The sequence below is a fragment of the Micromonospora sp. NPDC005174 genome (genome assembly GCF_040608495.1).
Taxonomy (GTDB): Bacteria; Actinomycetota; Actinomycetes; order Mycobacteriales; family Micromonosporaceae; genus Micromonospora.
This window is the reverse complement of sequence record NZ_JBEXIJ010000031.1, coordinates 1-13,057: the sequence shown is the minus strand read 5'-3', so window position 1 is coordinate 13,057 and position 13,057 is coordinate 1. Positions and strand designations below refer to the sequence as shown.

General features: G+C 72.2%; 11 protein-coding genes. 4 read left to right on the top strand and 7 right to left on the bottom strand.

The genetic code is table 11. The features are described 5' to 3' along the window. Positions 1-34: 34 nt before the first annotated feature. The gene (locus tag ABZU91_RS26540) at positions 35-1,399 is read right to left on the bottom strand and encodes a glutamine synthetase family protein (protein WP_355245840.1); all 1,365 of its coding nucleotides are present in this window, start codon (positions 1,397-1,399) and stop codon (positions 35-37) included. Between the two features lie 115 nt (positions 1,400-1,514). Beyond that, positions 1,515-3,065 carry an amino acid permease gene (locus ABZU91_RS26535; RefSeq protein ID WP_355245837.1) on the bottom strand — a complete coding sequence of 517 codons (1,551 nt, stop codon included), beginning with the start codon at positions 3,063-3,065 and terminating at the stop codon, positions 1,515-1,517. A 603-nt stretch (positions 3,066-3,668) separates the two neighbouring features. Here ABZU91_RS26535 and ABZU91_RS26530 point away from each other — a divergent pair. Then, the gene (locus ABZU91_RS26530; RefSeq protein ID WP_355245834.1) at positions 3,669-3,902 is read left to right on the top strand and encodes a hypothetical protein; all 234 of its coding nucleotides are present in this window, start codon (positions 3,669-3,671) and stop codon (positions 3,900-3,902) included. A 51-nt stretch (positions 3,903-3,953) separates the two neighbouring features. Here the strand turns inward: ABZU91_RS26530 and ABZU91_RS26525 are convergent, their stop codons facing one another. The 5 genes from ABZU91_RS26525 to pcaF all read right to left on the bottom strand — a co-directional run bounded on the left by ABZU91_RS26525 (position 3,954) and on the right by pcaF (position 9,704). Next, positions 3,954-4,718 (bottom strand): MBL fold metallo-hydrolase, encoded by a 765-nt coding sequence (locus ABZU91_RS26525; protein ID WP_355245832.1) that lies wholly within the window; start codon positions 4,716-4,718, stop codon positions 3,954-3,956. A gap of 67 nt (positions 4,719-4,785) precedes the next feature. After that, a complete protein-coding gene (locus ABZU91_RS26520; RefSeq protein ID WP_355245829.1) occupies positions 4,786-5,286 on the bottom strand; it encodes a DUF456 domain-containing protein in 501 nt (166 codons plus the stop codon). 85 nt (positions 5,287-5,371) lie between these two features. Beyond that, positions 5,372-7,534: an EAL domain-containing protein gene (locus tag ABZU91_RS26515; RefSeq protein WP_355245826.1), complete on the bottom strand. Its 2,163-nt coding sequence runs from the start codon at positions 7,532-7,534 to the stop codon at positions 5,372-5,374. 4 nt (positions 7,535-7,538) lie between these two features. Next, a complete protein-coding gene (locus ABZU91_RS26510) occupies positions 7,539-8,351 on the bottom strand; it encodes an SAM-dependent methyltransferase (RefSeq protein ID WP_355245823.1) in 813 nt (270 codons plus the stop codon). Between the two features lie 147 nt (positions 8,352-8,498). After that, the gene (gene pcaF / locus ABZU91_RS26505; RefSeq protein ID WP_355245820.1) at positions 8,499-9,704 is read right to left on the bottom strand and encodes a 3-oxoadipyl-CoA thiolase; all 1,206 of its coding nucleotides are present in this window, start codon (positions 9,702-9,704) and stop codon (positions 8,499-8,501) included. A gap of 106 nt (positions 9,705-9,810) precedes the next feature. Here pcaF and ABZU91_RS26500 point away from each other — a divergent pair, with 106 nt between their 5' ends. The 3 genes from ABZU91_RS26500 (at position 9,811) to ABZU91_RS26490 (ending at position 12,929) form a co-directional block, all read left to right on the top strand. Continuing rightward, the gene (locus ABZU91_RS26500; RefSeq protein ID WP_355245817.1) at positions 9,811-10,776 is read left to right on the top strand and encodes a glutathione S-transferase C-terminal domain-containing protein; all 966 of its coding nucleotides are present in this window, start codon (positions 9,811-9,813) and stop codon (positions 10,774-10,776) included. Then, on the top strand, positions 10,769-11,437 hold the full coding sequence (locus tag ABZU91_RS26495; protein WP_355245814.1) for a DUF998 domain-containing protein: 669 nt from the start codon (positions 10,769-10,771) through the stop codon (positions 11,435-11,437). The genes ABZU91_RS26500 and ABZU91_RS26495 overlap by 8 nt, the downstream gene beginning before the upstream one ends. A 424-nt stretch (positions 11,438-11,861) precedes the next feature. Then, a complete protein-coding gene (locus ABZU91_RS26490; protein ID WP_355245811.1) occupies positions 11,862-12,929 on the top strand; it encodes an NADH:flavin oxidoreductase/NADH oxidase in 1,068 nt (355 codons plus the stop codon). The last annotated feature ends 128 nt before the right edge of the window (positions 12,930-13,057 follow it).

The following is a 13,057-nucleotide window of genomic DNA, read 5'->3' as shown; positions in this document are numbered from 1 at the left end:
AAAGTGCAAGATCGCGGCGGAGGGCGACCCGCGCTTACAGGCGTTCGAAGCCACGGGTCAGCTCCCAGTCCGTTACCGCCGCGTCGAATGCGCTCAGCTCGACCCTTGCCTGGTTGGCGTAGTGGGCCACCACCTCGTCGCCGAACGCCTCGCGGGCCACCTCGGACTTCTCCCACAGACTCAGGGCGTCGCGCAACGTGGTGGGGACGCGCTCGGCGTCCGGGTCGTCGTACGCGTTGCCGGTGCACTCCGCGCCCAACTCCAACTCCCGCTCGATGCCGTGCAGCGCGCCCGCGACCAGCCCAGCGATCGCCAGGTACGGGTTGACGTCGGCTCCGGGGACCCGGTTCTCCACCCGCATGCCCTGCCCGTGCCCGACCACCCGCAGCGCGCAGGTGCGGTTGTCCACGCCCCAGCGCAGCGCCGTCGGAGCGAACGAGCCCGGCTGGTAGCGCTTGTAGGAGTTGATGTTCGGGGCGAAGAGCAGGCTGAACTCCCGCATGGTGGCGAGCAGCCCGGCGAGCACCCGCTGGCCGGTCGGCGACAGGTGCGCCGGCCCGTCGCCGAGCATCGCCGACGAGCCCGACGCGTCGCGCAGCGAGAAGTGGATGTGGCAGGAGTTGCCCTCCCGCTCGTTCGGCTTGGCCATGAAGGTGATCGACATGCCCTCCTGGGCGGCGATCTCCTTCGCGCCGTTCTTGTAGATCACGTGGTGGTCGGCGCAGGCCACCGCCTCGTCGTACCGGAAGGCGATCTCGTGCTGGCCGAGGTTGCACTCGCCCTTGGCGCTCTCCGGCGTGAGCCCGGCGCCGGCCATCTCGGTGCGGATCCGGCGCAGCAGCGGCTCCACCCGGGCGGTACCGAGCAGGGAGTAGTCCACGTTGTACTGGTTCGCCGGCGTGAGGTCGCGGTAGCCGCGCTGCCAGGCGTCCTCGTACGAGTCGCGGAACAGGACGAACTCCAGCTCGGTGCCGGCGTACGCGGTCAGCCCGTGCTCGGCCAGCCGGTCGAGCTGCCGGCGCAGGATCTGCCGGGGTGAGGCGACCACGTCACCGGAGCCGTCCAGCCAGGCGAGGTCGGCCAGCAGCATCGCCGAGCCCGGTTGCCACGGCACCCGGCGCAGCGTGGCGAAGTCCGGCACCATGGCGAAGTCGCCGTAGCCGCGCTCCCAGCTCGACATCGCGTACCCGTCGACGGTGTTCATGTCGACGTCCACCGCCAGCAGGTAGTTGCAGCCCTCGCTGCCGCCCTCGACCACCTGGTCGAGGAAGAAGGGCGCGTGGAACCGCTTGCCCTGCAACCGGCCCTGCATGTCGACGAGGGCCAGCACCACCGTGTCGATCTCACCGTCGTCGACGGCGACCCGCAGTTGTTCCAGCGTGAGCGGCGCATTCCTCATGAGCGGGCCTCCATCACCAAGGTCTACTGGCAAACCGGATCACCGTCAATGCCCCCGGCGGTGGAGGCGGCAAACCCGGCGGGACGGCCGCGAGGACCATCCCGCCGGGCGCGGATCAGGCCGGGCCGTCGGCGGGCGCCGGGTCGGCGACCGACGCACGTTCCTCGACGGTACGGACCGGTCCGGTGAACCACCTGCGGGCGGACGCGTACCACCACACGGCGACGACCAGTAGCACCCCGCCGACGGCGAGCGGCGCGTAGTTCACGGCCGACCAGGTGAACTCGTCGTTGCCGGGCACCCCGGCGGGCACGATCGGCAGCACGAAGTAGACCGCGATGACGGCGATCTCGATGACCGCGATCCAGCCGAGCAGTTTGTACTTGCGGCCCAGCGTCCACGGCCCCGGGCTGAACCGGTCACCGAGACGCAGCCGCAGGGCGATCGGGATGAGGAAGGACAGGTAGAGCCCGAGCACCGCCACCGAGACCACCGCGTAGAAGGCGACGGGGATGCCGGCGGAGCTCTCGTAGAGCGCTGGCAGGGTGAGCACCAGTCCGGCGATCGTGGCGCCGATGATCGCGTTCACCGGCGTGCCGTTGCGGTCGACCTTCGACCAGAGCCGCCAGCCCGGCACGGCCCGGTCGCGGCTGAACGCGTACGCCATCCGGCTCATCGACGTCACGCAGCTCATGCCGCAGAAGAACTGCCCGATGGTGGAGATGATGATGACGACCTTGAAGAAGACCGGCGTCAGCGCCGACTCGAAGATGGCACCGGAGAAGCCGCCGGCGGCGTTGACCGCCTCGACGTCGGTGGCCGCGAACAGGAACGCCAGCAGCAGGACCCACCCACCGACGGCCGAGTAGAAGATCGACTGCCAGAGCCCACGGGCGGCGGCCTGCGAGGCCCCCCGGGTCTCCTCGGAGACGTGCGCGCAGGCGTCGAAGCCGGTGATCGTGTACTGGGTCAGCAGGAAACCCAGCGGCAGCACGTAGAACCAGAACGTCAACCCGCCGGTGTCCCCGTCGCCGAACCCGGAGTTGTTGAACCGCTCGGTGAACACGAACTGGAAGCTCTGGTGGTTGTCCGGGACGAACACCAGGATGGCCACCACGACGGCCGCGCCGGCCACGTGCCACCAGACCGAGACGTTCTGGAGTACGTCGATGATCCGGTGCCCGTAGATGTTGATGAGGCCGTGCAGCGCCAGGATGATCACGAAGAGCACGAACGCCTGCCGCAGCGTCCCCGCCCAGCCGTCGAAGAGCGCCGACAGGGTGAGGTTGAGGAAGGTCGCGCAGCCGTAGTCGACCGACGCGGTGACCGCGACCAGGCCGATCAGGTTCAACCAGCCGGTGAACCAGCCGTGCACCGGGCGACCCATGGTCGCCGCCCACCAGTAGATGCCGCCCGCCGTCGGGTACGCCGACACCAGCTCGGCCATGCAGAAGCCGATGATCAGGATGAACAGTGAGATCAGCGGCCAGCCCCAGGAGATGGCGACCGGACCGCCGTTGTTCCACGCCTGGCCGAACGTGGTGAAGCAGCCGGCCAGGATCGAGATGATCGAGAAGGAGATGGCGAAGTTGGAGAAGCCGCTCCACTTGCGGCGCAGCTCCTGCTTGTAGCCGAGTTCGGCGAGTCGCCGAGCGTCGTCGTCCATCGGTTGCTCTGCGGTCGGAACGGGCGTCGTGGCCACTGCGCACCTCCCTGAGGTGGTTCCGTCAACGAGTGCGCAAAGTGTCGTCCCGATGATCAGGGGCGGTCAATACGTCGCCGGTGCTTAAGTCCACGGCCCACGGCGCAATGAGTGTGATGCCTGTGAGTCATCTAGATGACTCACAGGCATCACGCTTTCCATGGTGGGTCCGCCCCGACGCCTCCGCGGCGCCGCCCACCCCGCGCGCGACATCCCGTGGAGCCGTGCACGCCACCACCGACGACGTCCCGCTAATCCCGTTGCCACCACACGTCGTGCGACAGCATGCTGTTACCCGTGGCCAGGCCCGATCGCGACGGGCTCCGCCGGGCGCTCGGCAAAACGCCCGGCAGACGGTGGCGCGGGGCGCCGCCTCTCTCTCGCGTACGGCCTCCCGCCGTATCCGACGAAGGTGCCCCGCGCCGCCGTCGCGTTTCGGGCCGAACGGTTCGTTCGGCACCGTCCCGAACAGCGTTCACCGTTGCCCCGGTTAATCCGTCGTCCCCCTACGTCGATACCACGAACGGTTCCGCGGCGGCGTACCTGGACGTCTACAACGCCTGGGAGTTGTCGGTCTGCGACGACGCGAAGGACGGCTACCGGGCGCGGGCGGAGATGAGGAACCTCACGACGGGCCGGGTCATCGCCACGGCCGAGGACGCCAACGGCTCCTTCAACGCCTGCGACGACGGCAACCACGCCTACCCCACCCCGAAGCTGAGCGACACCGTCCGGGTGACCGTGTGGGTGCAGGACGGCACGACGGGCAGCCGTCGGTACACCGCCTCGCAGGACTACTGAACGGACCTGCGACCACGACGGGGTGCCCGGCCTGCTGGCCGGGCACCCCTGTCAGGGCAGCCCTTGCTGTCCGGCGGGCAGATCGACCACCATGCCCGATCGGGTCACGGCGACCGGCCCCCCGTACGCCTGCTGCGCCGCGGTGACCGCCGCGTCGGGGTCCGTGCCGGGCCACAGGTGCGTCAGCAGGACCGCTCTGGTCCGTGCCGCGCTGGCGTAGCGACCCACCTCGGCAGCGCTCGACAGGAATCCGACGTGCCGGTCCGGGATCTCGTCGACGTACGTCGCGTCGGCGATCAGCAGGTCGGCGTCGCGGGCCACGTCGACAAGCGCCGGGCTCGGGCCGGTGTCCCCGGTGTACGCCAGCACCGTTCCCCCGGCGGAGATGCGGGCCCCCGCGCTCGGCACCCAGTGCGGCAACGACCAGGTCCGTAGGGAGAACGGACCGACGTCGAAGTCGTCGCCGGGGGTGAACCCGTGCAGGTGGTACGCCGTGTCGACGAGACCGGGCTCGTCGATCGCGAGCAGCGGGTCGAGGCTGCCGGTGGGCGCGTACACCGGCAGGGCCGGGGCGGGTCGGTCGGCCAGCGCCCTGACGCGCAGCAGTGGCTGGAGGTCGGCGCAGTGATCGGGGTGGCCGTGGCTGACGTACACCGCGTCGACCGCCGAGGCGGGCAGGCGGGTCAGCAGCGGTTGCAGGGTCGCGTAGCCAGGGTCGATCAGGAGCCGGAAGCCCCGGTGCTCGACCAGGAAGCCGGCACAGCCCTGGTCGGCGGAGGGCCAGGTGCCACGACCACCGAGCACCACGATGCGCACGGGACCGACCCTAGCCAGAGCGGTGGCACCGTACCGCCCTGAAGCCGTCCGACCGGGGGCGGGCGGATCACGTCAGCAGGAGACCGCCGACCCAGAGTGCGCCGATGGTCAGGCCGGCCAGGAACTCCACCAGCATGGACAGACCGGCGGCCTTGAGGGCCTGCACGGTGGACGGCCAGGCGAGCTTGTTGCTGCCCAGCCGCAGTCGCTCTGCCGCCCAGACCCCCGCGACGAAGCCCAGCAGCAGACCGACCACGGGGATCACGAAGAATCCCACCAGCCCGAGCACGCCCCCGGCCAGCAGGGACGACGTCGGCACACCGGTGCGCTTGAGGTTTCGCCCGGGCCAGAGGTATTTGACGACGATGCCGCCGACCGCGACGAGCGTGGCGGCCGCGAACACCGCCCAGCCACCGGGACCGGCGCCACCGAAGATCGCCCAGACCAGTACGCCACCCCAGCACAGCGGCAGCGCCGGCAGGCCGGGCACCACCACACCGGCCAGTCCGGCCAGGATGGCCAGCGCGGCCACCACCGTCACCACCGTCTGCGAGTCGTCCACGCTCACGCCGTCGCCTTCCGTCGGCACCACCCGGACCGGAGCGGTCCGCCGGTCACGCGTCGGCCGGCCGTCACCGGCCAGGACGCGCGCCTCACGTCGTACCCTGCCGGAGGCGAGTCGTGATGTCCTGCGCCGGAGCTGGCGCACCGAAGTACCGCCCCTGCCCGGTGTCGCAGCGCAGCGCCCGTAGTCGCTCCGCCTGCACCCCGGTCTCCACCGCCTCGGCCGTCACCCACAACTCCAACGCGTGCGCCAACCTGACCAACGCGTCGACGATCCGCTCGTCGCGGTGGTCCGCCGCCTCGTCGGTCCCGTCGGCGCGGATGCCCTCGACGAACGGGCCGGCCAACTTCAGACAGTGGATGGGCAGCCGGCGCAGGTAGGCGAGGTTGGAGTAGCCGGTGCCGAAGTCGTCGACCGCCAGCCGGATGCCCAGCGCCGCGAGCCGATGCAGGCTGCGTAGCGGCTCGCCCGCGCTGCCCATCACGGCGCTCTCGGTCAGTTCCAGTTGCAGCAGCTCGGCCGGCAGGCCGCTGGTGGCCAGCGCGTCGGCCACCGTCGCGACGATCGCCGGGTCGTCGGCCTGCCGGGCGGCCAGGTTGACGCTGACCACCAGCCGGGCCTCGGGGAACTCCCGCCACCAGCGTTCGGCGTCACGGCAGGACTGCCGCAGCACCCACTCGCCCAGCCGGACGATCAGACCGGTCTCCTCGGCGAGACCGATGAAGCGGTCCGGTCCGATCAGGCCCAACTCCGGGTGTTCCCAGCGGACGAGCGCCTCCACGGCGAGCATCGTGCCCTCCAACAGCGACACGATCGGCTGGTAGTGCAGCACGAACTCACCCCGGTCGAGCGCGGCCGGCAGCCCGGCGACCAGCGCCGACCGGGCGAGGTCTCGGGCGCTGCGCTCCGGGTCGTACACCGCCCACCGCCCCCGGCCCGCCGCCTTGGCCCAGTAGAGCGTCGTGTCGGCGGCCTTCATCAGATCCGAGGCGGTGGTCTCCGCGGCCGGGCAGTCCACGATCCCGACGCTGGCGGAGACCGCCAACTGCTGGTCGCCGACGTGCACCGGCGCGGCGACGGCGGCCAACGCGGCCTCCGCCACGACCACCGCGTCCTCGACGTCGCCACCGCCGTCGACCAGGATGACGAACTCGTCGCCGCCCATCCTGGCGACCAGGTGGCCGCGGTCGGCCACGCACTCGGCGAGGCGCTTGCCGATCGTCACCAACAGCCGGTCGCCGAGGTCGTGGCCGAGGCCGTCGTTGATCGCCTTGAAGCCGTCCAGGTCGAGGAAGCACACCCCGACCCGCTGGCCCGGCCCGGCGGAGTCCAGGACCCGGCCCAACGTCTCGAAGAACAACGTCCGGTTGGGTAGCCCGGTCAACGGATCGTGCAGCGCCTGGAAGCGCAGCCGCTGCTGGAGTTCGTACCGCTCGGTGATGTCCTCGACCATGGCGACGGTGAACCGGGGCCGGCCGTCGTCGTACCGGATCAGGGAGACGGCCAGATCCGTCCAGACGACGCTGCCGTCCTTGCGGTGGTAGCGCTTCTGGACCCGGGCCGAGTCCTGCTTGCCCTCGATCAGCTCCTGGTACAGCTCCCACATGCCGGCGGCGTCGTCGGCGTGGAACAGCGCCGCCACGTTCATCTGGCACAGCTCCTCGGCCGAGTAACCGAGCATGTCGGCGAACGCCGTGTTGACGTCGATGATCCGACCGTCCACCCCGGCGATGCCGATACCGATCGCGGCACCGGTGAAGACCGCCCGGAACCGCGCCTCGCTGTCGCGCAGCGCCTGCTCGACCTCGTCCCGCGCCTGCCAGGCCGAACGGGCGATGCGCTCCTGCTGGGCGAAGATGCGGTCGCGCAGCGCGCGGGCGAACCCGGCCGCCAGCCCGCCCTGCACCGCCGCGATCCGCTCGCCCAGATCGGCCGGTCGGCCGTCGACCGCCAGCACCCGGGCGGGGAAGTCGTCACCGAGGGCGCGCAACGACCACTCCAACGCCCGGGGCTCGGTCAGGTGCGCCTCCACCAGGGCCCGCCCGATCTCCTCGGCCGGGCGGGCGCTGAACGGCTCCGCTCGTACGACCTCCGCCAGCCGGACGGTGTGCAGCAGCAACAGCCGCTCGGTCTCGGCCGCGCTGAGCGGCACGAAACCGATGCGACGTACGGCACGGGCCCAGTCAGCGGCGTACGCCTCGACACCGGTCCGGCCGACGTCGACCCCGGTGGGGTCCGGCACGGCGGCCACCGGATCAGCCGGCGTGCTGGTCGTACCGGGCGACGCCCCCGAAGGCGCCGAACCGCTCGGGGTGCTCGTCCACGTCGTCGGGCGAGTCGGGCCGCCACAGTGGCATGTGCACCACGCCTGGTTCGAGGACCGTCCAGTCGCCGAAGAAGCCGGTGACCTGCGCGCGGGAGCGCAGTGTGATCTCGGTGTCGGTACGGGAGGAGAGGCGCTGGGCGTCCAGCATCTCCTGCGGCTGGTCCTCGAAGGTGGAGTGCGAGACCACCAGGAAGCTGCCCGGCGCGGCGGCGGCCCGCAGGGTCGCCAGGATCTCGTCGGGGCGGTCGGCGTCCGGAACGAAGTGCACCACCCCGGCCAGCAGGATGCCCATGGGCCGACTGAAGTCGATCAGCCCGAGCCGCCGCGTCTCGGTGAGGATCCGCTCCGGCTCGCGCAGGTCGGCGTGGATCACCCCGGTCAGGTCGTTGCCGGCTAGCAGTTCGCGGCTGTGCGCGACGGCCACCGGGTCGATGTCGACGTAGACCACGCGTGCCTTCGGGTTCGCCGCCTGGGCCACCTCGTGCACGTTGCCCACGGTCGGGATGCCGGAGCCGATGTCGAGGAACTGGTCGATACCGGCGTCGAGCAGCACCCGGACGGCCCGACGCAGGAAGTCCCGGCCGGAGCGCATGGTGGCGGCGAGGTTCGGGGTCATGCTGGCGATCTGCTCGGCCAACTGCCGGTCGATCTCGAAGTTGTGCGCCCCGCCCAGGAAGTAGTCGTACACCCGGGCCGCGCTCGGCCTGGTCAGATCAATCTCGGTCGGCAGTGCGTCCGGCATCGGTGTGCTCCCCAGTTCGCGGCGCGGGGCGGCACCGGCGTCGGCGGGCGCGCGCGGCCGCCGGCCGACCCGCGGGTCGTGTGGTGTGGACCACTCTAGGCCGCCGACCACGGCGTACGGGAGATCCCTTCACGTAACTTTCCGCCCTCAGGCGGCCGATTCCAGCAGCAGCGAGATGCCCTGACCCACACCGATGCACATCGTGGCGAGGGCACGGCGGCCACCGCGCCGGCGTAGCTCCAGGGCAGCGGTCAATGCCAGGCGCGCGCCGCTGGCACCCAGCGGATGCCCGAACGCGATCGCGCCTCCGTTGGGGTTGACGTGCTCGGCGTCGACGGGCAGCCCCAACTCGCGCAGCACCGCCACGGACTGCGCGGCGAACGCCTCGTTCAGCTCGACGACGTCCACCGAACCCAGGTCGACGCCGGCCCGGTCGAGCAGCTTGCGGGTGGCCGGCACCGGGCCGATCCCCATGATCCGCGGCGGTACGCCGGCCGTCGCCGCGCCGCCGACGCGGGCCAGCGGGGTGAGACCGTACCGCTGCACCGCCGCCTCGCTGGCCACCAGGAGCGCGACCGCGCCGTCGTTGACGCCCGAGGAGTTGCCGGCGGTCACCGTGCCGCCGTCGCGGAACGGGGTGGGCAGCGCGGCCAGCTTCTCCAGGGACGTCTCGCGGGGGTGCTCGTCGACCTCGACCAGCCGGGTCTCCCGCCGGCCGGCCGGCACGGAAACCGGCACGATCTCCTCGGCGAACCGGCCGCCGGCCTGCGCCTTGGCCGCGCGCTGCTGCGAGCGGTATGCGAAGGCGTCCTGCTCGGCCCGGTCGACGCCGTACTCGGCGGCCACGTTCTCCGCCGTCTCGGGCATCGAGTCGACCCCCCAGCCGTCGCGCATGAGCGGGTTGACCAGCCGCCAGCCCAGGGTGGTGTCGTACATCTCGGCCGCGCGGGAGTACGCCGAGGTCGCCTTCGGCACGACGAAGGGCGCCCGGCTCATGCTCTCCACCCCGCCGGCGATCACCAGATCCGCGTCCCCGGCCACGATGGACCGGGCGGCGGTGGCGAGGGCGTCCAGGCCCGAGCCGCAGAGCCGGTTGACAGTACTGCCCGGCACCTCCTCCGGCAGGCCGGCGAGCAGCGCCGCCATCCGGGCCACGTTGCGGTTGTCCTCGCCGGCCTGGTTGGCGCAGCCGAGGACGACGTCGTCGACGCGGGCCCAGTCCACCGACGGATGCCGGGCGACCAGCTCGCGGATGACGTGGGCGGCCAGGTCGTCGGGGCGGACGCCGGCCAGCGCGCCCGCGTACCGGCCGATCGGGGTACGGACACCGGCCACCAGGTATGCCACGGTCATCGCGAGTCCTTCAGGGGTGCAGACGGCGGGGGTGGGGCACACCCACCGGATCGCGGGGGCTGCCGGCAGCCAGGATATCCGCGTCGGCAGCGGATAGGTTGACGGCATGGCCCGGGCCCAGTTCAGCGCAGAGACCAGCCGTGGCGGCGAGTTCGTCCGTCAGCCCAACCGGTTCACCGGTCGGGTCACCGCCGACTCGACCGCACCTCCCGGTGGCGGTCCGGACGAGCAGGACCGCTGGCCGTTGGAGGCCGGCCGCTACCGGCTCATCTGGTGCCGCGCGTGCCCCTGGGCGCACCGGGCGAGGATCGTACGTGGCCTGCTCGGGCTGGACGACGCGATCTCGCTGGGCACCGTCGACCCGATCCGGGACGAACGCGGCTGGGCGTTCGCCCTCGACCCGGACGGCTTCGACCCGGTCCTCGGCGTCCGTTTCCTCTCCGAGGCGTACCTGGCCACCGACGCGGACTACACCGGCCGGGTGACCGTGCCGGCGCTCGTCGACACCCTGACCGGCCGGGTGGTGACCAACGACTATCCGCAGCTCACCCTCGACTTCTCCACCGAGTGGCGGCCGCTGCACGCGCCCGGCGCACCCGACCTGTACCCGGTCGCGCTGCGCCCCGAGATGGACGCGCTGATGGCCGAGATCCACCACGACGTCAACAACGGCGTCTACCGGTGCGGGTTCGCCACCTCGCAGGAGGCGTACGACGAGGCGTTCCAGGCGTTGTTCGCCCGGCTCGACGCGCTGTCCGAGCGGCTGGCCGGGCAGCGCTACCTGATGGGCGACGCGATCACCGAGGCCGACGTGCGGCTGTTCACCACGCTGATCCGCTTCGACGCGGCGTACCACGGGCACTTCAAGTGCAACCGCGACAAGCTGACCGAGATGCCGGTGCTCTGGGCGTACGCCCGGGACCTGTTCCAGACCCCGGGCTTCGGCGAGACGGTGGACTTCGACCACATCAAGCGGCACTACTACGGCACCCACCGGGAGATCAACCCGACAGGCATCGTGCCACTGGGGCCCGACGAGTCCGGTTGGACGACGCCGCACGGGCGTGGCTGACCGGGGTCGGGGCGGCACCGCGACGACGCCCACCGCCCGCGGGGACGTCGCCCGCCGGGTCGCCGCGTCCGCCGCAGCCGGGAGCGCGGCAGCCGGGGCTGCCGCGGTGACGGTCGCGGTGGTCGCCGGTCCCGGTCCGGGCTTCACCGGGTACGTGAGCGAGGCGGGCATCGCCGGCAGCGCGCACGCCGTGACGTACCGGATCGGGGTTCTCGCCCTGGCCGGCGCGTTGCTGTTGATCGCCGCGGCGCTGCCGCCAGGGGTTCGGGTGGCGGCGGCGCTGCTCGCCGCCGGTGCCGTGCTCACGGCGGTGTCGGGGGCGGTGACCTGCTCCGCCGGCTGCCCGCTGCCGCCGTTCGAGCGGACCACGGTGGCCGACCTGGTGCACGGTGGCGCGAGCATCGCGGCGACGGCGGCGGTGGTCCTCGCCATGGTCGCGTTGGCGGTGTCCGGGCCGGCCGGACCGGTGGTACGCCGGCTGGCGGCCGGTGCGGCGGCGCTCGCCCTGCCGCTGTGCGCCACGATCGGACTGGCCATGCTCGTGGTCGGCCGGGGTTCCCTGGTCGGCGTGGTGGAGCGGGTGGTCCTCGGGCTCGCGGTGCTCTGGGGCGTGGCGACCGGCACGGCTCTGGCCCTGACGTGCCGCAGGCAAAGCCTGTAAGGAGCGTTACGCGCATCGCCGCTTGCAGATGGGGCTGATCGGGTACCGTTGGCCGACGATGACCAATGTCTGGGGCCTCACCGTCCGCCTGTATGTCGATCTCCGACTGCAGGCCAGCGGCGTCTGTCCGGCGTAGCCGCCCTCCACACGCCTACCCCGCCCAGATAACGGACAACCGGACATCCCATGCCCTTCGGCCTGCGCAAAATCCCCTTCTCCGTGCGGATCCTGCTCGGCCTCGTGCTTTTCAGCGCCATCGTGGTCAGCGCGGTCAGCCTGCGCGGCGTGACCCGATCCTGGACATGATGCGCACGGTGGCCGCCGACACGCGACCGGAGCTGAACCCCGTACCCGCCTGACCCGTTCACCACGGCGACGGACCCCTCGTCAGCGGGGTCCGTCGCCGTACCGAGAGGATGACGTCATGAGTTCCCTGTTCACGCCACTGGCCCTGCGTGGGGTCACCCTGCCCAACCGCATCGCCATGGCGCCCATGTGCCAGTACTCCGCCGGCCCGGACGGCCTGCCCACCGACTGGCACCTCGTGCACCTCGGCACCCGCGCGGTCGGCGGGGCCGGGCTGGTGCTGACCGAGGCGACCGCCGTACTCGCCGAGGGTCGGATCTCCCCGCAGGACACCGGGCTGTGGTCCGGCGCACACGTCGACGCCTGGCGGCCGGTGACCGCGTTCGTCGCCGCGCACGGCGCGGTGCCGGCCGTCCAGCTCGCACACGCCGGCTTCAAGGCCTCCACCTACCGGCCGTGGGACGCGGGCAACGGCGGGGTGCCGGACGCCGAGGGCGGCTGGACGCCCGTCGCCCCGAGCGCCGAGCCGTTCAGCCCCACCTACCGGACGCCGACCGCGCTCGACGCGGCGGGCATCGCCGGCGTGGTCGACGCGTTCGCCGCCGCCGCCGAGCGCGCTCTCGCCGCCGGTTTCGCCGCCGTGGAGGTGCACGCCGCGCACGGGTACCTGCTCAACGAGTTCCTGTCGCCGCTGACCAACCACCGCACCGACGCCTACGGCGGTGACCGGGCCGGCCGGATGCGCCTCACGCTGGAGGTCGCCCGCGCGGTACGCGCCGTGGTCGGCGAGAGCGTGCCGGTGCTCACCCGGATCTCCGCCACCGACTGGGTCGAGGGCGGCTGGACCATCGAGGACAGCGTGGTGCTCGCCGGTGAGCTGGCCGCCGTCGGCGTCGACCTGGTCGACACCTCCACCGGTGGCGTCAGCACCGAGCAGCGCATCCCGGCGCTCGGCCCCGGCTACCAGGTGCCGCTTGCCGCCCAGATCCGCCGCGAGGCCGGTGTACCCACCGGCGCGGTCGGCCTGATCGTCGAGCCGGAGCACGCCGAGCAGATCATCGCCAGCGGTGAGGCCGATCTGGTGCTGCTCGGCCGGGAACTGCTGCGCGACCCGTACTGGCCGCGCCGCGCCGCCGGAAAGCTCGGCGTCGCGTACAACGGCCCCGCCCAGTACGCCCGCGCCTGATCGGGAACCCTTCGCGGGGGGGGGGGGGGGGCCCCCCCCCCCCCCCCCGGCGGGGCCCCCCCGGGGGGCGCCCCCCCGCCCCCCACCACCCCCCCCCCGACCACGGCGGCCCCCCACACCCCCCCCCC

Coding starts and splice junctions, on each gene's coding strand:
- ABZU91_RS26540 (WP_355245840.1), bottom strand. CDS start 1,399: ATGAGGAATGCGCCGCTCACGCTGGAACAACTGCGGGTCGCCGTCGAC.
- ABZU91_RS26535 (WP_355245837.1), bottom strand. CDS start 3,065: ATGGACGACGACGCTCGGCGACTCGCCGAACTCGGCTACAAGCAGGAG.
- ABZU91_RS26510 (WP_355245823.1), bottom strand. CDS start 8,351: ATGCCGGACGCACTGCCGACCGAGATTGATCTGACCAGGCCGAGCGCG.
- pcaF (WP_355245820.1), bottom strand. CDS start 9,704: ATGACCGTGGCATACCTGGTGGCCGGTGTCCGTACCCCGATCGGCCGG.
- ABZU91_RS26500 (WP_355245817.1), top strand. CDS start 9,811: ATGGCCCGGGCCCAGTTCAGCGCAGAGACCAGCCGTGGCGGCGAGTTC.
- ABZU91_RS26490 (WP_355245811.1), top strand. CDS start 11,862: ATGAGTTCCCTGTTCACGCCACTGGCCCTGCGTGGGGTCACCCTGCCC.